The 18,592-nt window shown below is 58.1% G+C and carries 15 protein-coding genes; 4 read left to right on the forward strand and 11 right to left on the reverse strand.

Going from position 1 to position 18,592, the window contains the following annotated elements:
• Positions 1-70 precede the first annotated feature (70 nt).
• From JHL21_RS15840 to JHL21_RS15850, 3 genes are read left to right on the forward strand one after another with little or no spacing between them, the layout of a single operon-like run.
• Positions 71-1,033: an ABC transporter permease gene (locus tag JHL21_RS15840; protein ID WP_200214557.1), complete on the forward strand. Its 963-nt coding sequence runs from the start codon at positions 71-73 to the stop codon at positions 1,031-1,033.
• Complete coding sequence (locus tag JHL21_RS15845; protein ID WP_254082092.1) at positions 1,030-2,019, forward strand: iron chelate uptake ABC transporter family permease subunit; 990 nt, start codon at positions 1,030-1,032, stop codon at positions 2,017-2,019. Before JHL21_RS15840 ends, JHL21_RS15845 begins: the two co-directional genes overlap by 4 nt.
• Complete coding sequence (locus JHL21_RS15850) at positions 2,016-2,774, forward strand: ABC transporter ATP-binding protein (protein WP_200214559.1); 759 nt, start codon at positions 2,016-2,018, stop codon at positions 2,772-2,774. The genes JHL21_RS15845 and JHL21_RS15850 overlap by 4 nt, the downstream gene beginning before the upstream one ends.
• Here the strand turns inward: JHL21_RS15850 and JHL21_RS15855 are convergent.
• Both JHL21_RS15855 and JHL21_RS15860 read right to left on the reverse strand, forming a co-directional pair.
• A complete protein-coding gene (locus tag JHL21_RS15855) occupies positions 2,765-4,429 on the reverse strand; it encodes a diguanylate cyclase (RefSeq protein ID WP_210338932.1) in 1,665 nt (554 codons plus the stop codon). The genes JHL21_RS15850 and JHL21_RS15855 overlap by 10 nt on opposite strands.
• Positions 4,430-4,510: 81 nt before the next feature.
• Entirely contained in the window at positions 4,511-5,338 is an 828-nt protein-coding gene (locus JHL21_RS15860; RefSeq protein WP_200214569.1) for a sugar phosphate isomerase/epimerase, read from the reverse strand.
• Positions 5,339-5,454: 116 nt separating this feature from the next.
• Here JHL21_RS15860 and JHL21_RS15865 point away from each other — a divergent pair, with 116 nt between their 5' ends.
• Positions 5,455-6,225 (forward strand): DeoR/GlpR family DNA-binding transcription regulator, encoded by a 771-nt coding sequence (locus JHL21_RS15865; protein ID WP_200214571.1) that lies wholly within the window; start codon positions 5,455-5,457, stop codon positions 6,223-6,225.
• Here JHL21_RS15865 and JHL21_RS15870 read toward each other — a convergent pair.
• The 9 genes from JHL21_RS15870 to JHL21_RS15910 form a co-directional block, all read right to left on the reverse strand.
• Positions 6,222-8,297 (reverse strand): cellulose synthase, encoded by a 2,076-nt coding sequence (locus JHL21_RS15870; protein WP_200214573.1) that lies wholly within the window; start codon positions 8,295-8,297, stop codon positions 6,222-6,224. The two genes, JHL21_RS15865 and JHL21_RS15870, sit on opposite strands and share 4 nt — an antisense overlap.
• Positions 8,297-9,340 carry a glycosyl hydrolase family 8 gene (locus tag JHL21_RS15875; protein WP_200214574.1) on the reverse strand — a complete coding sequence of 348 codons (1,044 nt, stop codon included), beginning with the start codon at positions 9,338-9,340 and terminating at the stop codon, positions 8,297-8,299. Before JHL21_RS15875 ends, JHL21_RS15870 begins: the two co-directional genes overlap by 1 nt.
• The gene (locus tag JHL21_RS15880) at positions 9,337-11,583 is read right to left on the reverse strand and encodes a cellulose biosynthesis cyclic di-GMP-binding regulatory protein BcsB (protein WP_200214575.1); all 2,247 of its coding nucleotides are present in this window, start codon (positions 11,581-11,583) and stop codon (positions 9,337-9,339) included. Before JHL21_RS15880 ends, JHL21_RS15875 begins: the two co-directional genes overlap by 4 nt.
• Entirely contained in the window at positions 11,580-13,742 is a 2,163-nt protein-coding gene (gene bcsA / locus JHL21_RS15885) for a UDP-forming cellulose synthase catalytic subunit (RefSeq protein ID WP_200214706.1), read from the reverse strand. The genes JHL21_RS15880 and bcsA overlap by 4 nt, the downstream gene beginning before the upstream one ends.
• 26 nt (positions 13,743-13,768) lie before the next feature.
• Positions 13,769-14,710, reverse strand: coding sequence for a cellulose biosynthesis protein BcsN (gene bcsN, locus JHL21_RS15890; protein WP_200214577.1), 942 nt, complete (start codon positions 14,708-14,710; stop codon positions 13,769-13,771).
• 503 nt (positions 14,711-15,213) lie between these two features.
• Positions 15,214-15,573 (reverse strand): RidA family protein, encoded by a 360-nt coding sequence (locus JHL21_RS15895; RefSeq protein ID WP_182394765.1) that lies wholly within the window; start codon positions 15,571-15,573, stop codon positions 15,214-15,216.
• Between the two features lie 122 nt (positions 15,574-15,695).
• Complete coding sequence (locus JHL21_RS15900; RefSeq protein ID WP_200214579.1) at positions 15,696-16,481, reverse strand: SDR family oxidoreductase; 786 nt, start codon at positions 16,479-16,481, stop codon at positions 15,696-15,698.
• Positions 16,481-17,755: an L-fuconate dehydratase gene (locus JHL21_RS15905; RefSeq protein WP_200214581.1), complete on the reverse strand. Its 1,275-nt coding sequence runs from the start codon at positions 17,753-17,755 to the stop codon at positions 16,481-16,483. The genes JHL21_RS15900 and JHL21_RS15905 overlap by 1 nt, the downstream gene beginning before the upstream one ends.
• Positions 17,756-17,857: 102 nt before the next feature.
• Entirely contained in the window at positions 17,858-18,589 is a 732-nt protein-coding gene (locus JHL21_RS15910) for an SDR family oxidoreductase (RefSeq protein ID WP_200214583.1), read from the reverse strand.
• Between the last annotated feature and the right edge of the window lie 3 nt (positions 18,590-18,592).

The following is an 18,592-nucleotide window of genomic DNA, read 5'->3' on the forward strand; positions in this document are numbered from 1 at the left end:
TCAGGGGTCCGACTGGTTAGACCGGTCGGGCCCTTTTCTATTTCTAGTAGACGGAAGAACGGAAAGCCGATTGCCCGCTCTTATCGCCGCCTTTTTTGTCACGATCGCCTTGGCGATCGTCAGTTTATTTGTGGGCGTCAGTGATGTGTCACTGACGTCATTGTTGTCTGGTGGGATGAACGGTCGTCCGGGCGAAGTGCTGCTGATCAGCCGTATTCCGCGAACCATTGCTTTGGTCCTTGCAGGCGCCTCTATGGCGATCTCGGGCCTTGTGATGCAGATGATCGTGCGCAATCGCTTTGTCGAACCCGGCACGACGGGGACGAGCGAGAGCGCAACGCTCGGCTTCCTCACCGTTACCCTCTTAGCGCCCGGTTGGCCGCTGATGGCCAAAATGGCCGTCGCAGCGCTGTTTGCACTGGGCGGCACGGCTCTCTTCTTGCGTGTTTTGCGCGCCATACCACTGCGCGATGTGTTGCTGGTGCCGCTGGTGGGCATAATGCTCGGTGGCATTATTGGCGCGCTTGGTGCCTTTATCGCCTATCGCGCCAATCTCATGGGCTCGCTGCTGGCATGGAACATGGGCGACTTCTCCGGCGTGATCCGTGGCCGCTATGAACTGTTGTGGTTCGGGCTTGCCGGATGCGTTCTCGCTTACATCGCCGCAGATCGGTTCACCGTAGCAGGCATGGGCAAGGATTTTACCACCAATCTTGGGCTCAACTATAGGCATGTGATGTTCCTCGGCCTGCTGATTGTTTCGGTGGTGAGCGCCGTGGTCCTCGTCTCGGTCGGGTCAATTCCCTTCCTTGGGCTGATTGTTCCGAACCTTGTGAGCATGCTGATCGGCGATAACATGCGCCGCACGGTGCCGTGGGTCGCTATTGGCGGTGCGGGCATGGTGCTGGCCTGCGATATCGTCGGGCGCATCATCCGCTATCCCTACGAAATCCCAATCTCAGTGGTCATGGGCGTGGTTGGCGCAGTGTTGTTCCTCTACCTGCTGCTCCGGACGCCGCGAGGTGCAAAATGAGCACCGCGGCCATGTCGACCAATCCCCTAGCGCGGCTCTCGCGGCCTGCCTGGGTCCTCATTATTCTTTCGGTTCTTGCCGTTGCGTCCGTTGTGCTGTTCATGACCCTTGGGGCTAAGGGAAGCTGGAGCTTCATCTTGCCGTTCCGCGGTAAGAAACTGCTCGGTCTCGTGTTGGTTGCCTATGCGGTTGCCGTCTCGACCGTGCTGTTCCAGACAGTGACCAATAACCGAATTTTGACTCCCTCAATCATGGGCTTTGACGCGCTTTATGTGCTGATCAAAACCTCGATTGTCTTCTTCCTCGGCGTCGGCGCTCTGACATCGATCTCAAGCGAGTGGCAGTTCATCTTCTCGCTCGTCGCAATGGTCACTTTCTCCGGCCTGCTCTTCCGTTGGTTGTTCCTCGGCGAAGAGAGAAGCCTGCACCTCTTGGTTCTGGTTGGGATTATTTTCGGTACGCTGTTCAGATCCTTTGCCAATCTCATGCAGCGCATGATGGATCCGGGCGCATTCAACGTCTTGCAGGACACGCTGTTCGCCAGCTTCTCGACGACTGATCCTGCGCTTCTGGGCATTTCCTGCGTCATCGTCGGCGTCGTCAGTGTGGTCGGCTTCCGCATGATGCATGTCTATGACGTGCTCAATCTGGGCCGCGCGCACGCTATCAATCTGGGCGTGGACTATAAGCGCACCATCGCCATCATCCTCGTGTTGGTGTCGATCCTCGTCTCAGTTTCGACCGCACTTGTCGGCCCCGTCACCTTTTTCGGGCTGCTGGTTGTGACGCTAGCGCACTCGCTCATTGGCAATTCACTTCACCGCTTTGTGCTTCCCGCTTCGGTGCTGCTTGGGATAATTGCTCTGGTGGGCGGGCAGACCCTGCTCGAACGCGTATTCGCATTTGACACTGCACTTTCGATCATCATCGAATTCCTTGGTGGTGTTGTCTTTATTGCCCTCGTGCTGAGGAGATCTGCCCGATGATTATTACGTCGGAAGTCACCAAGAATTACGGCTCTAGCTGCGTCGTCGACGGCGTTACACTGGAGCTGCCACAGGGTGGCGTGACCTCCATCATCGGCCCCAATGGGGCGGGTAAGTCGACACTTCTGTCCATGGTTTCGCGCCTGATGGCGATGGACAAAGGCAGCGTGACGATCGGCGGATTGGATGTGACCACGGCCAAGAGCGATGAGCTGGCAAAGCGGCTCTCGATCCTCCGCCAAGACAACCACATGACGGCGCGCCTGACCGTTCATGACCTCGTGTCATTCGGACGTTATCCGCACTCCAAGGGGCGGCTTAATGTGCAGGACAAAGAGCATATTGACCGCGCAATCAAGTACTTGGACCTAGAGGCACTCTCAGGGCGTTTCCTTGATGAACTTTCTGGTGGCCAACGGCAGCGTGCTTTTGTGGCGATGGTTTTGGCGCAGGACACGGACTATGTGCTGCTCGACGAACCGCTGAATAATCTCGATATGAAGCATGCCATGGGCATGATGAAGCTAATGCGTCAGGCCGCTGATGACCTTGGCAAAACAGTAGTTTTGGTGTTGCACGACATCAACTTCGCCTCTTGGTACTCAGACCATATCGTCGCCATGAAGCTGGGCAAGGTCGCCGCTCAGGGGACGGTCAAAGAGATCATCAAGCCGGAAGTGCTCAACCCCATTTATGAAATGGATATCAATGTGCACGAAATTGGCGGGCAGTTGATCTCGGTCTATTACGGCTGAGCGGGCAAACCGTCCTCATAGCAGACGATACGGCCCCGTCCCTCGGCCTTCGCCGCGTAGCAGGCGGCATCGGCTTCGCCCATGAAGCCAAGCACCGATGCGGGACCCGAAGTGATGAGTGTCAGCCCGGCGCTGGCTGAAACACGATGGACCTGCCCTGACCATTCAAAGGCAAGCGCTGTGATGGCGCGGATGATCTTCTCGCCGACCCGCAGGCCGTTTTCCCTTGTGCAGCCATTGAGGATGATGGCGAATTCGTCGCCGCCAATGCGTGCCACGGTGTCATGGGTCCGACAGCAATCGCGAATGGTCTTGGCGACCATCTTCAGCAGCGCATCACCGGCGGCGTGTCCGGCCGTGTCATTGACCGGCTTGAAATGGTCGAGGTCAATGAAGATCAGGCAGGACGGTTTTTCGGTCTCACGCGCTGCAATAATCGACCGGGCCAGCGCCTTCTCGAAGGCGGCGCGATTGGTGAGATCGGTCAGTGGGTCGTGGCTGGCAGTATGGGCCAGCTGGCGCTGCAGCGTGCGACTATGCGTTACATCCTGGAAAATCAGCACGGCACCAATGACTTGATCGGCACTACCGATGACGGGGGCGGCGGTGCAGCGGATTTCGCGGGGCGTGCCGTCAGTTCCGATGAGCTCAGCATCGTCTTCCACCTGGATGGCCGCGCCTGCTTTAAGGCAGGCCTGCACCGGGCATTCCATCTTCATACCACTGGCGTGATCCTGGAGGTTGAGCACGTCGCCTACGGGCAGCCCGCGCGCTTCGGCAGCGCTAATACCGGTGAGATGCTCTGCGGCGGCGTTCATGAAGTCCACCCGCCCTTCGGCATCGGCCGAGATCATGCCATCGGCCACCGAGGCCAATATGATGCGCAGGCGTTCCTTTTCCTCGGCCAGTTCCTGCTCGACCATCTTGATATGGGTAATGTCGGTATCGGTACCGATGGTGCGCAGCGGCTCGCCTGCCTCATCCCATTCGACCGCCCGACCGCGGCTGAGAATCCAGACATAGGAGCCATCCTTTCGGCGCTCACGATATTCGAGACCCTGGAAAGTTTCATCGCTCTGGGCCTGACGGTCAATATTGGCTTCTACCGCGGGCAGATCGTCCGGGTGAATGCGGGAATGCCAAGCTGCCGTGGCGCCGTCGACCCATTCGTCCGGACCAAGGCCGCGCATCAGACGCCAAGCGGCGGAATAGAAAATGCTGTCAGTACGGTAGTCATAGTCCCAGACGCCCTGGCGGGCGCTCTGAAGGGCAAAGCGCCAACGCTTTTCGGTATAAATGAGGGCTTCTTCGGCCTTTTTCTGTACGTCGATACTGGCGAGCTGCAGGATGAACAACGCCACCTTAGATGTCGCCTCAAAGCGCTGTGCGGCGACCAGAACCCATATCGGGTTGGCGTCGGCGTGGCTGAGGCGATGTTCTCCATGCAGGGACGATATTTCCCCGCGCACCAAGCTCTCGAACTGTAGGCCTAGCGCGGTATCGTCACTGGGATGGACGAGATCGGACAGGTTCCGACCCTCCATATCTGATGACTGACGGCCCAGGAGGCCGGCACAGGCGGGATTGGCATGCACGATGGCACCGCTTGCCTCGATCAGCATCATCCCGAAGGGCTGGTGATCAAAGATACGCACTGCGTCCTTCAGAGACCCATCCATCCACTGGTTCTGGGCTGCGGCAGGTAAAACCCTATGTGGCGGTACCATGACTGTCGCTCATTCCAACCTGGAAAGGATGAAATCGCGCTCTTTAGCAAGGCCGTGCCATTCCGAAGGCTCACGCGCATCGAAGATGAGTGTATAGGGCCCCTGATATCGCGCGTCCTCAGCAATTGAGATGCACTGACCATAGTCATCTTGATTGAGCACGCCATCGATAAAATCGGCCTTGGCATGACACAGCTCTGCCCGTGGGAAGATGGATTTGAGCTCGGCGTATTTGTTGGGGCCGGTAAAATTGCCGAAGTCTGCCAAGAGGCCAACTCGGCCATCAAGCCGATCGAGAAGCGTATGAACGCTCTCTGCCGTCGAAAGCAGATCGTACCAGTTCTCTGTGACGATGCGCGTCTCGCCGCTGTTGGCTTTGAGAAGATTTTTAAAGCCTGCCAATGAGGCCGCCAATGTTTCCGGGCGAGGCTTTTGCTTACCTGCAATCACGCGGGCATTATGCGCGCCCAGAGCATTGGCCACTTCCACCCAACCGGCAATCCAATTGGTGTCGCGCTGATGATGGATTGGGTCGGTCATGTCGCCCGCATCAATGAGCAGGGTTTGCAGCGTGACCTTGGCGATGTCCAGCTGGTCACGCAGTTCGGCCAAGTAGATCGGGTCTCGGCTGCGCAAGTGAAAAGAAACAATCTCCAGCCGGTTATAACCATGATTGGCAAGTACCGATGGCAGACCGAGCAATGTTTCGGTGCCAGCACCATAAGTTTCGGCCATCGCCGTGACCTCATTGCTATCGAGATCATGGGGATAGGTGGTGCCCAACAACCGATGGAGCGACCATGTCGACACAGCTATTCGGTGCGCAGCTTTGGTCATTTCAACATCCTCCCTTTGCTAGGATTTCATGACCGGAAGAGGAGAGCAAGCACAGATCGACTTAACGGAGCTGTTGGTTTCGTTTAAGGAGAAAACGAAAGAAGGACACCACACCGATGACACCCTCACTGCGACAAGCGAAAATTGTAGAACTCGCGCGCGAGCTGGGTGAAGTGACCGTTGAAAGTCTGGTTGAGACCTTCGGCGTGACCCCACAGACCATCCGCAAAGACCTCAATATTTTGTGTGACAGAGGCTCACTCAAGCGCACTCACGGCGGGGCGATGCACCCTTCAGGCGTTGAGAATGTTGAATATGAGGCGCGGCGACAAATCGCGACCAATGAAAAGCGCGCTATCGGGGAGGCTGCTGCAAAGCTCATTCCGGACAATGCGTCGCTGCTGATCAATATTGGCACGACTACCGAAGCCGTCAGCCAGGCGCTGAGCGAGCATCGCGGCCTGATGGTGATTACCAATAATATCAACGTGGCGAACCGCTTGCGGGTCGTGCCCAGCATTGAAGTGGTGATCGCCAGTGGCGTGGTCCGGCCTTCCGATGGCGGGATCGTGGGGGAAGCGGCGGTCGACTTTATCCGGCAGTTTAAGGTCGACTTTGCCGTCATCGGCGTTTCCGCCATCGATAGCGATGGGTCACTCTTGGACTTCGACTATCGTGAGGTGAAGGTCGCGCAAGCCATTATCGCCAATGCGCGTCATGTCATCGTGGTGTCCGACTCGACCAAGTTCACCCGCACTGCGCCAGTGAGAATTGGGCATTTGAGCCAAGCTCATAGCTTCATCACGGACGCCTGCCCCCCTGCAATCCGGCAGCTGTGCGCGGAGGCGGGGGTGACAGTGATCGAGACGCAATTGCGCTCGAATTAGTAGATCATCAGGGCTTGTTCAGAGAGGCGAAGGCCCTCGGAAGCGTCGCCAAAGCCTGTGGCTGCCACAGCTTTGAAAATGCGGCGCGCTTCGCGATAGAGCTTCATGTGGTAGTAGCTCCAGGCACGCAGGGTCAAAAGGTCATTGCGCTCTGGGGCGTATTGGCCACGTAAATTGAGATATTCTATGGCTTTGATGTAGTCGCCAGCCGCGTAAGCGGTTTGGGCCTTTTGCGTCATAATGCCGATTTCGAGCTCGACAGCGCGGGCACTTGGAAGTGGTGCTGAGGCGGCGGCAACGGCGGCATTATCGGGCAGTCCCATGCGCATATAGGCAAGCGACTGACCATAAGCAGCATCGCTGCGTGTGGCCGCAGCGGAAGACTGGAGCGCGCGCTCAAAGGCTTCAGCGGCTTGCGCCGGACGGTTGAGGCCCATCAGGCACCACGCCTGACTAAGCGCTGCACCGGGGGAGAGGGATGCCGCTGGCACTGGGTTCTGACAGGAGCGGGAGCCGCCACCACCGGAGCCGGAGGAGCCCGACGCAGCAGCGCGCGGCGCAGATGTGGGGGCTGCGGCAGGACGCGCGGCGACCGGTTTGGCGACCACGTCCTGAACCGGAGCCGTTGGCGTATTGGGTCGGGAACCATCGACGACGCGCGGGAATGCGGCAATGCGCTCAGAGCGGTTGCCCCACTGGGCCTTGATCGCCTGGACAGTATCGAGGTCGCCAGCAGCATTGGATGCAACCAGCAGGCCATAGGCGGCTTTTTCAAGATCTGGCTGCCAGCGCAGCGAGAGGGTAAACCACTCGATCGCCGTCGTGATCTGATCAAAACCATAGGCATACCAGCCCATTTCCTGCGCCGCATTGGCATCGCGGGTCGAGGAAATGGCATCAACCATGCGCCCAAGAGCATCGCTATCGAGCGACACGCGAGGATCGAGCGACAGCACTGCGGCCACAGCGTCAAGATACATGGCCGACATCTCTTCGCTGAGGTCGGAATAGGGCGCGAGGATTTCTTCGGCGACGCGATAATCGCGCAATTGCAGCAGAGCCGCGGCAAGGGCCAGGGCCGACGCTTCCGAGGGGTCTTTTTCGAGCGCCTGTTCAAACAGACGACGCGCTTCGTTCGGGCGGGCGCGTTCGAGCTTGTAGAAGCCAAAGAGGCGCAGGTCTTCTGCCGAGGATTGCTCGTTTATTGAGCGTTCGAAGAAAGCCACGTCGGCCGGTGACACCGGAACGCCGCCAACTTCAAGCGAAGAGGCGATGGCGGCACGGGCCAGGTCGAGGCGCAGCGGTTCAAACTCGCCAACGCCATTGGCGTCCTTCTTTTCGAGTTCGAAAAGAGGGCTCAATTCGGCAATGTCAAAATGAGCCTTGGCCTTTTGAATGGTCGACAGGCGCTCTTCGGCAGACGTGCAATTGGTGAGAATGTATTTATAGGCGTCGATGGCGCGGTCATCGGCATCGGTGGCGACAAAGGCATCGGCCAAGCGCCAAAGATTGTCGATGCGCTCGCAGGTCAAAAGCTCAGGGGTGTTTGCCGCGAGGGTAATGACGGTTTGGTGCTCACCGACGTCGGACGCATTGCGCAACTTGAGCTGGGCCTCGGCCAGATTAAGCTCTTTGAGCAAGTCCGGGGTCGGCACGAAGCTTGGATCGGTCGCTTGGCGCGCGACAATCGCGGCGCGTGTACCGGCGTAATCGCCAGCGTTAAACAACTCCCACATGCGAAGAATATCGCGATCTGGTGAGAAGTCTTGAGCCAAGGGGTCTGCAGGCGGCTCCCAGTTTGGATATAGGGCGCGCAGGCGCTCGATTTCGCGGTTCATGCGCTCGGTGTCGCCCTGCTGGGCGAAATACCGCAAAGCCGTTTCATCGACCTTCGGACCTTGCGGGACGGGCGCTGCGCTCGGCTCTGGCATAGGCACAGGCTCGGCTTGCGCCACGACTGTCTGAACAGGTGTATCCGCATGCGGTAGGCGCTGCTTGCCCTGTTCGGCCACCACGGCATAGCTGACACCGCCGATGAGCCCGATGATGACAAGCGGAATAGTAAAACGCATCAATAGCCTCCGCCTAGGCACAGGGGTTCATTGCGGCGCAAATGATCGAGCAGCAACAACTGTAATGTCGAAGCGTAGTAGCTGGTTGCCTGCAAGCTGCGTAATTCGATCGGAATGGGTTTGTGCGCTGTCACGCAATCTATGGCTGCAACGATCAGGCGGTAGCCCGGCTCGGCAATTGGCTCCAACGGCGCACCATTGATGACGTTGATTTTATTCAGTGTATCCCCTGTCGCGCTGCGTCGAATGGGGCCGAGAAAACCGGGGTTGGCACCGGCGCGGATCAAATAGAGAGGGATACGAATATTGTTGTAGCCGAACTCAGCCGGATGGTTGGGAGCATGGACAACGCCACCATTTTTCAGCTGGATCCAATCGCCGGGCACACCGGCCTTGCTCACCGCGGCACGGCGCAGAATATCGAGACCAGCCTTGGAGATTGCAGCCCAATCGGTGGAGCTATCGACCTTGGCAAAGAGATCGAGAGCCTCAAACACCCAATAGGATGGGTTCAGGATCGGGGACGAACCATCCTCTGGGATAAAGCCAAACTGGCCCGGCAATATGGCAGGACCGGCCTCACTCGGCACAATCATCGTGCGGCCGACCGTTTGTATGATGGCGAGTGCACGTTGACGATAGGCGTCGTCCGACCACTGCTCAGCGGCGAGCAGCAGACCATAGGCGATCAGAATATCGCCATCGGTGGCATTATTGGTGTCCGAGACATGGGGATCGGCGGTCGGCTCCCAGCGCCATGCGGCCAGGCCATCATTGCGGATCAGCAACTCGGTATCGGTGAAGGACCAAATCCGTTCAAAGCTGGCGCGATCGTCGGCGAGGACCGCCAAAATCATACCATAGCCCTGCCCTTCGCTATGGCTGATACTGCCATTGGCGAGGTCAACGACGCGGCCGTTCTGCTCGACATAACTATCGAGATACAGGCGCCATTCGTCGGCATGGATTTGTGGGCTCTTAGCTACCGCTGGCATGACAGCAAGTCCTAGAAAAGCCAGAACAACGAGAGGTAGACACTTCATTCTCGGCGTCCTACGGCATTCAGAACAAACGAAGTTGCGAACATGAGCAGGACGCCCATGGCCATGATTGCACCGGCAAAGAACAAAATATTGCCGGAGAACCAGTTCGCAGCGACAAGGCGCATGTTAGCGAAAGAAAATGGCTGCGTGTTTACAAGGGTGTGGTTGCTCGCAGGAACGACCTCGACACCATCGGCATTGCGGGCCACTTCGCTGATGCGGCCAGAAATTTTGCGCCAGTTGTCGGTGACCAACATCCGCTCAGAGCCTTCGAGCAAAACGGCGCTGTCGGCGGCAGTAAGGACCGTCCAAATGCCACCCTCAGGCTGACGCACTTGAGAGAGCGCCGCAGAATTGGCGGAAATGGTCCGCGGGCCGTTATCAAGGGCGCGAATGCGCAGGTCATCCAAGTTCAGACCCAAGCGTTGCGACAGCCAATCGGCAGGGCGGCGCCAAGCCGAGGTTTCGGCCTGCGGGGTTGCAAACTGATCGAGGGCCCGCTCATTGGGCGATTGCACCGGTGCCGATACACCCGAAATGCCGGTGCGGCCCGAAATGGATACGGGCATCGCACTAAGCGGCATGACAAGAATAGCGTTTTTGTCAGGGGTCAGCGTCGACTGGGACATAACCTCAACGGGCAAGACTGTGTCGCCGGCGGCCGCCACGCGGCCGAGAAGCTGCATGGCGGCGGTGAGATCGGTTTCACCTTCGCTGACCACAACCGGGACTGTAGGCTGCTCGGAATAGGGCCAGCCAAGGCCGGTAAAGACCTCAAGGTTTGGCAAGCTGGCAGCGCGCGCGAACTCTGGCATGCGCAGGACAGTGGAATTGGACAGCACGAAACGCGTTGGGGCCTGGCCGGTCCAGCCGGGCTGGCAGAGCGCGTCGGAGGCCGTCAACAGATTGACCCTGATGTCGACGACGTTTCGGCCGGGGCGCATATTGGTCATGGGGATACGCATGACCGTATTACGCAGGATGCCGCTATCGGTCCGCAGCAAAGGCGTTGCCGAGGCGATCTGGCCATTGGTGTAAATATTGATCTCGCTCTCAGGCTCCACATCGGCCGAGAACGCCGCGTCGAGGACCAGATCGAGCGTGCCATAGCGATAGGCGTAAAAGTCCGCCGGAAGATCGAACTGCAAGCTGGTCGAGAAATTGCGCCCATTGAACTCAATGGTTTCGACGCCCAATTCGCTCAGCGAGATTTCCATGCCACCTTCAAGGCGCGGATGCGGGGTCGCCAAGTCGATGCGCGGACGGCCATCGCCACCGGGTGCGGCGATGGCGATGGCCTCGCCTGCGCGTTCAATCGCATGCCAATCCGGGCCGGAGACAACGAGTGTGTTGGCCTTGCTTTGGACCGCTATCATTGCCGCGACAGGACCGGTCGTAGCCTGGGGTGCTGCACCAGCAACCGCGCTTGGCAGTCTTTCGGCAGGCATGACCACGACATCGAGAACGCCGGGGCGTGCTTCCGATGAAAGCTCAGTGGCGCGTTCAACCTTTAGGCCTGGCACACGCATGGCGAGCGACAACTGCTGGGTCAAGCGCAAGAGCGCCGTGCGGGCACGACTATCGGTATGATCCGCGGAGATAACGCGGAGGGTCGTCGTGCCGTTTTCATCGACGCCCACTGCGCCGAGATCGGACAATTGACGGATAACACCGAGGTTAGCACCCTCAAAGCGCAGACGCGCACTGGTGCTTTCGATATCGGTCCACAACTCATAGGTCGAGGCGATGGTGCAGTCGGTCCGATGACGCTGGCTGGCGGCAAACTCGATGACGTTTGGTCCCGGACGCAAAATGCCTTGAGGCACAGCAAAGCTCAGTGCGCTCGGCTGGGAGGGCGAGGCGATGGGGGACTGGGCGATTTCAACCGAGTTGATGCGCAGTTTCACCGAACTGTTCTCAGGGGCGACAACAACCGCATTGAGATAGGCCAGATCGAGCGAGGCTGGGGCCGCAGCCTGTTCAGCCGTCAGATAGACGACAACCGAACGGCGCACTTCTTCGCCTGCCAAATTGAACGTGCGTTCTGGCAGAATGGGGCGCGAAAAGCTGACATTGACCGGCGCGAGAACAGCATCCGCGCTAGTCGTCGGCAGCGGCACTGCAGGAGTCGGCGCCGCAACGACGCGATCGCTTTCCGGCGACATGTCGAACTGGGCCTGCGCTACAACCGATAGCAAGGTGGTCGTCAGAAGCGCCGTGGTGAGGAGGATGAGCTTTTTCATGGATTTGTCCTGCTCGACCCAAACCGCAACAGATAGCCTAGGCCACGTCCGGTTTGATAAAGCGCCATGCCGACGAACCGCAGAGTGCCGCGAATAAGGCCAATATTGACCTGGCGCTGCTTCTGACGCTGCAACCAAGTGCCAGAGTTTGCGTAGAGCAAATCTGCAATAAGCTCATAGTCCTTGCCGGACTTGGGCATGTAGCGCGCACCCAACACGACCGCTTTGCCTTCAGTTTTTGTGGACGCCACGAAGATGTGCAGGTCACGCGCTTGATTTTGCGAGAGTGGGGTGAACCGCACCACCGCACCTGCGCCTCTGCCCAAGCCCGAGGAATTGGGCAAACGTATGGCAAGGCCCCCGGTCGAGACGTTGATGATATTGCCACGCAGCCATGTGCCGTCGGTACCTTGGACTTCGCAGCGCCGATCAACATTGATGCGGCGGCTGGCGCGCTGTTCGCGGCGCTCGGCAACCACGCCCAAAGCGCAACCGGCGATGATGAGATTGAAGATGTTCCAGCTGCCCACCACCATGGTCACTTCGGCCTGATAGGGCTGTGTGGTGATCTTGTAGATGGTCATAGCCAGTGCGGCGACGAGCACAACAAAGATGATGTAGAAGGGACGCGACAGCTCGGACAAGCGCGAGACATCGACGCTTTCATCCTTGGACGTGACCTTGAACGAAGGCTTGGATGGATTGCGCACCACCGACAGCAGCGCGCCGAACAGGTGCACCGACTGAATATATTCGTAGAGCTCGGAAATCCACGGCCAGCGCCAGCGCCCAAAGAGCGAGTTCTGCATGACCAAGTTCACGATGAAATAGGTCAGCGTATAGGCGGTGAACTCACCGGCAGAAGCGGTGAATATCTGCAAATCAAGGAAGAGATAGCAGAACGGCGCGAACAGGAAGATCATGCGCGACAGCGGGAAGAGCCAGAACATGGTCGAAGACATGTAGCTGATGCGCTGCTCGATCTTGAGACCGCGCTTGAACAGCGGGAAGCTGAACAACATGATCTGCATCATGCCTTGCGCCCAACGGGTACGCTGGCCAATGAAGCTGGCAAAAGTTGCTGGCTGCAGGCCCGCAACCAGCGGACGATCGATGTAGATCGAGTTCCAGCCACGGCTGTGCAGCTCAATGGCAGTCTCACAGTCTTCCGTGATCGAGCGACCCGAGAAGCCGTTGGTATGTTCAAGCGCTTCACGGCGCAGCAGCGCTGCTGAACCACAGAAGAACGACGCATTCCAGCGATCAAGACCGCGCTGAATGATGCCGTAGAACATTTCGTTCTCAGACGGCATCACCTCAAAGGTGCGCAGGTTACGCTCAAGCGGATCTGGATTGAGGAAGAAGTGCGGGGTCTGCACCAGGAAGAGACGCTGGTCGCGATCGAAATACGGAACGGTTTCCTGAAGGAAATCGCGCGCTGGCGCGTGGTCAGCGTCAAAGACGGCGACGAATTCGCCCTTAGACTGCGACAGACCATAATTGAGATTGCCAGCTTTAGCGTGCTCGTTGGCTGGACGCGCCAGATAGGACACGCCGAGCTCCTCGCAGAGGGCGCGCAGCTGGGTGTAGCGTTCTTGGGCAACAGCGGCGAGTTCAGGATCGGGATGCGAGCGCTTGGCATCGGTGGCACCATCATCGAGCAGCCAGACGGTCATTTTGTCTGCTGGATAGTCGATGGCCTTGGCAGCGGCCAAAGTGCCCGCCAACAATTCATAATCTTCATTGTATGTGGGGATGAAGATATCGACCGTTGGTACACGATCATTGGGTCCAAGACGGACCGAGCCGCGTGGCGGTATGGGCTTGAGCACGACAAACAAGCTCAAGAACAGCATGACGATGCAGTACATCTCAGCCAGATACAGGATCAGGCCGGGAATAAAATCGGCGATCTCGTAATAGGGCGGGATGGTGCTGGTTGTGCGCCAATAGGCATAGCGCAGCACAATGATCGTACCGAAGGTCAGCAGCAACAGCCGCCAATTGCCCCCAAGGTCCAAAAGCTTAATGACCAGCATAGCCGACAGGAGCAGCACCGCCATGATCAGATGAACTTGTAAGCTCACCGGGATGGCAATGAGCGCTAGCGTGGCAATCGCGATTGCCAGCCATGCGAAAATTGTGAGGGCCTTCGAAATTTTAGTCTCCTGCGCTCTCACAGACTCTATCGAGTGCTTGCTGGAGGGGATGGGACGAACACGCTCGGCGCGGATGGCGCTGTGTTAGTCGAACCAGTTGCCGATGTCCAAGACGGTGGACGCGGCACCATTGGCCCGACGCCACTTGGTCTATCGGTTGGGCTTGGTACAATTGGCCCCGAAATTGACGGCACGATAGGTCGTGTCGTCGCCGCTGGCTGGGGTGCTGGCGCAGCGGTCTGTGCCCGCGCGGCAGGACGTGTGGTCGGGATGACCTCGGCAAAGCCTTGAACACCCAGAGGCCGAATAGGCGACAGGGTGGCACCAATCTGCATAGGGGCCTTGCCTGGAGGGAACACCCCGGTGTTCAGGCGCAGCTGATACATAACTTCGAGCAATTGCGCTTCCGTGACGCCACGACGGCACAGTTGAAGGCGGACATTGATGGAGCCACGATCCACCGCGCCGGAGGGGCGCAAGGTGGCTTCGATACGCTGCCAAGCATAGATGCAGACGTCGCCATTGCTCGGCTTGGCAATCGCGTAGCCGAAGGGACCATAATTGTTCTGCACGAAGAAGGGCGATACGGCCATGCCCGAATTGGGCCAAGCGGCGAGCGCCTCTTCGGTGAGGTTAACACGGGTGAACGGAATGTCGCTCAAACCAGCGTCGGACCCATCGCTCCCCTTACCCACGAAACGAATAACCGAAATCTTATTCTCGCCGGCCGTGCGGGCCGTGGTTTCGAGGAAAATGTCATGTTTGACGGCATTGGGGTATGTGGTCTGCACCACGCTCACCACTGCCGGACCGCCCGGAGGGGGAACAACGATGGACTGTGCCGGAGCAATCACCATCGGTTCGTGGGGTTTCAGCTCAGAGGTGGTCGCACAGGCAGCTAGAAACGCCGCCATACCAATGGACGCTAATATCTTAACTGTGAGCCTGCGCCGTGCCGCACTCAGCATTTTTGCCGGCCTTCCATACGTGAACATAGTCTAAACGCACCAAAGTGCCGAGCGACCCAAACCCCGGAACCCTCTGTCGCTAAATATTAATCAGCGCAGTTAAGCAGATGCTAACAAATCCCGTCCCAGCGCCACTTACCAATAAATTTTTCGTTCCGAAACACACACTTAACGATGTTTAACAATGCGTTAAATGAACATATTCGAACGGTTTTTCTTTACATGACAAGTGTATAGGCAGTGCACTGACGAGTTATTCGACCACTGTGCGGCCGAACAGAAAAGACGTTAGGTCACAACTTAACTGTGCGCTGACATCAGCGACACTGGTACTTTACATAAAAAATAGAGCGGGGGAAGCGCCCTCACATTGGGGGCACATCTACGGATCGACCTTGAAAATTGCCTCAAGGGGATCGGAAACAGTGGGCGCGACAAATATATCTGTCGCGACAGAAGGATGGGGAATTGGGCCGGAGCAATGCCGGCCCAAATCTAGTCTCTTAGAGAACGACGGCGGTAACCTGAATTTCGACCAGCAGCTCTGGCAGAGCCAGTTTGGATTCGACGCAAGCACGGGCTGGGGTGTGGCCCTGTGGGACCCATACGTCCCAGACGGTGTTCATCTTGGCGAAGTCAGAAATGTCGCGCAGCCAGATGGTGGCCGAAACGATCTGGGTCTTGTCTGCACCCGCCTGAGCCAGAAGGCTATCGATCTTGGCAATAACTTCCTTGGTCTGTTCAACCACATCGGCGGTTGCTGGATTGCCAACCTGACCGGCCAAGACAACGACCTTGCCCGAAGCAGGGTAGGACACAGCCTGGCTCATGCGTGGGCCAGCTTCAAAACGTTCGATCATCACTCTCTCCTTGATCAATGGGCGATTGGTCACACGCCGGAGGGGGCGAATGCAAGCATTTTTGCGAAGCCCCAGTCACCACTTAGGACTGCGCCTAGCGGTTGATCTCAATGAGCATTTTTACCTCACGACAGGCTCAGCGCACGATCAAGATGAGTATAGCCACCATCAACAAAGTGCCATTGCCCGGTCGTGTGGCCCGACTTGGCATTGGAGAGGAGGAAAACCACGTCGGCTGCAATTTCTTCAGAGGTGGTCATGCGCTGCTCAAGCGGAATGGCTTTGGTGATATCGGCCAGTTTTTGCTCGGGATTATCGAAGCTATCGACCCAACGGCGGTAGAGTGGCGTCATTACCTCGGCAGGAATAACGGCATTAACGCGAATGCCATCCGGCAAGAGGGCTGCCGCCCATTCGCGCGTCATCGCCAGTTGCGCGCCTTTGGCGGCGGCGTAGGCGGACGTATTGCCCTGCCCCGTGATCGCGGTTTTGGAGGAGATGTTGACGATAGCGCCTTTTGACAGCCGCAGCCACGGCAGGGCGAAATGGGCCATGTTGTAATAGTGGATGAGATTGGCATCGAGCGAGTTGCGGAAGGCCGCAGGGCCCGCTTCAAGGCCGATATTGTCGTTAAAACCCGCGTTGTTGACGAGGCCTTCGATGCGGCCAAACTTTTGCGCCACGGTTTCGATCGCACGCTGGCAGGCCGTGTCATCTGATAGTTCAGTTTTGACAAAGCCGTAGTTCGGGGCGCGGGCTGACAGTTTTGCAGAGAACTCTGCCGAGAGCTCCGACCGCGCGACGATGACCGGTATGGCGCCCTCTTCGGCAAGGCCCAAGCTAATGGCCGCGCCAATGCCGGAGCCACCGCCGGTGACGATGACGACTTTGTCTTTAAGGCCGAGATCCATTAGGCGCCCCGAAATGTGTTTTCTGCGATGGAGGACGGCTTCATCTCGATGGAGAACCCAGCGCGTTCAGGCGGCATATAGGCCGCATTTTGGATCACGCACGGATCAAGGAAATGCTCGTGCAGGTGATCGACGAACTCGATCACGCGCCCGTCCTTGGTGCCCGAGACCACGAGATAATCGATCATCGAGAGGTGCTGGACATATTCGCAAAGGCCAACGCCACCAGCGTGTGGCCAGACGGCCTTACCGTATTTGGCGGCCATCAGCAGAACCGAGAGTACTTCATTGAGACCACCGATACGGCAGGCATCGATCTGGACGATATCAATGGCCTCGCGCGTGATGAACTGCTTGAAGAGAATGCGGTTTTGGCACATTTCGCCGGTAGCGACTTTGACCGGGCCAATGGCCTCGCGGATTTTGCGATGGCCCTCGACGTCGTCGGGGCTGGTCGGCTCTTCGATGAAATAGGGATTGAAGCGCTGGAGCGCATTGACCCATGAAATCGCCTGATCGACTTCCCAAACCTGATTGGCGTCGATCATCAGATAGCGATCTGGCCCCATGATGGAGCGGACGATTTCGAGGCGACGAATATCGTCGGCAAGATCGCGCCCAACTTTCATTTTAATATGGCTAAAGCCCGCTTCGACCGCTTCGGTGGCGAGGCGCGTCAGCTTCTCGTTGGAATAGCCGAGCCAGCCGGCCGAGGTGGTGTAGCAGGCATAGCCTTCCTTACGCAGGGTGGCGATGCGCTCGGCTTTCCCCGCCTCGGCCTTGCGGAAGATGGCTAGAGCCTCTTCAGGGGTGATGGCGTCGGTGAGGTAGCGGAAATCAATGATGGAAACGAGCTGTTCAGGGCTCATCTCGGCGACATAGAGCCAGACCGGCTTATTGGCTTGTTTGGCCAAAAGATCCCAGACCGCGTTGACCACCGCACCGGTTGCCAGATGCATCGCGCCTTTGTCAGGGCCAATCCAGCGCAGCTGGCTATCGCCGGTCACATGGCGCCAGAAGCGACCGGGGTCTTCCGCAATCCAAGCAAGGTCAAGCCCGACGACGCGATCGGTGAGGGCTTTAATGGCGGCAACTACAACTTCATTGCCACGGCCGATGGTGAATGTGAGGCCGTGACCTTCCAACGCGCCATCGGTGCCCAGCACCACATAGGCGGCGGAGTAATCTGGATCGGGGTTCATTGCATCCGAGCCGTCAAGCGAGGCCGACGTGGGGAACCGCAAATCATGGGTAGAGAGCGATGTGATCTTCATTTTGCACCGATCCAGTAAGGCCCCTCACCCGCCGCTTAGCGGCGACCTCCCCCCAAAGGGAGAGGTGGGGCTCTGAGTTTGAGTGGCGATGGGCAGGTGGGGTCAGCCCGTCCAACCGCCGTCGATGATGTGGACTTGTCCGGTCGTATAGGTGGCACCGGCGAGATAGACGGCGAGATCGGCGACTTCCTGGGGCTGGGCGATACGGCCAATCGGCTGGCGCGCGATGAAGGCTTTTTTCGCTCCCTCGAAATCGCCTGTAGCGTGCCAACGGTCGTGCAGGCTCGGGCTTTCGACAGTACCGGGGCAGATCGCGTTCACGCGAATATTGGACGTGGTGTAGTCGCCCGCAATAGATTTGGTCAGGCCAATGACTGCGGCCTTGGAAATGGAATAGGCGGCGCGGTTGGGCACGCCTTTAATGGACGAGGCGACGGTTGCCATATTGATAATGGCCCCATCCTTGCGCTCCAGCATCTGGGGCAGAATGGCGCGAATGGTGCGGATTTGGGCGCGAACATTGAGATCAAGCGCGAAATCGAGATCCGCGTCGCTCATCGCTAGGACAGAGCCGGAATGGACGACACCAGCACAGTTGAAGAGCACGTCGATATGGCCAATGTCGGCGACAGCAGCGGTAACATCAGCATCCGAAAGGACGTTGAGGACGCGCGTCGTGATATTGGGCGTGCCGTTGAGCTCAGCCAGTTTGGCCGCATTGATATCGGTGGCGATAACCTTGGCCCCAGCCGCAGCGAAGGCCCGCGCGGACGCTTCACCAATGCCTTGAGCCGCTGCCGTAATGAGTACGATTTTGCCTGAAATATCGGCCATGTC

The organism is Devosia sp. WQ 349K1, from assembly GCF_016595685.1.
GTDB lineage: Bacteria > Pseudomonadota > Alphaproteobacteria > Rhizobiales > Devosiaceae > Devosia.

What these genes read in the sequence shown, in the direction of transcription:
- bcsN (WP_200214577.1), bottom strand. Translation starts at nt 14,710, where the DNA reads ATGCTGAGTGCGGCACGGCGCAGGCTCACAGTTAAGATATTAGCGTCC.
- JHL21_RS15850 (WP_200214559.1), top strand. Translation starts at nt 2,016, where the DNA reads ATGATTATTACGTCGGAAGTCACCAAGAATTACGGCTCTAGCTGCGTC.
- JHL21_RS15870 (WP_200214573.1), bottom strand. Translation starts at nt 8,297, where the DNA reads ATGCGTTTTACTATTCCGCTTGTCATCATCGGGCTCATCGGCGGTGTC.
- JHL21_RS15875 (WP_200214574.1), bottom strand. Translation starts at nt 9,340, where the DNA reads ATGAAGTGTCTACCTCTCGTTGTTCTGGCTTTTCTAGGACTTGCTGTC.
- JHL21_RS15865 (WP_200214571.1), top strand. Translation starts at nt 5,455, where the DNA reads ATGACACCCTCACTGCGACAAGCGAAAATTGTAGAACTCGCGCGCGAG.
- JHL21_RS15905 (WP_200214581.1), bottom strand. Translation starts at nt 17,755, where the DNA reads ATGAAGATCACATCGCTCTCTACCCATGATTTGCGGTTCCCCACGTCG.
- JHL21_RS15880 (WP_200214575.1), bottom strand. Translation starts at nt 11,583, where the DNA reads ATGAAAAAGCTCATCCTCCTCACCACGGCGCTTCTGACGACCACCTTG.
- JHL21_RS15860 (WP_200214569.1), bottom strand. Translation starts at nt 5,338, where the DNA reads ATGACCAAAGCTGCGCACCGAATAGCTGTGTCGACATGGTCGCTCCAT.
- JHL21_RS15900 (WP_200214579.1), bottom strand. Translation starts at nt 16,481, where the DNA reads ATGGATCTCGGCCTTAAAGACAAAGTCGTCATCGTCACCGGCGGTGGC.
- JHL21_RS15845 (WP_254082092.1), top strand. Translation starts at nt 1,030, where the DNA reads ATGAGCACCGCGGCCATGTCGACCAATCCCCTAGCGCGGCTCTCGCGG.
- JHL21_RS15910 (WP_200214583.1), bottom strand. Translation starts at nt 18,589, where the DNA reads ATGGCCGATATTTCAGGCAAAATCGTACTCATTACGGCAGCGGCTCAA.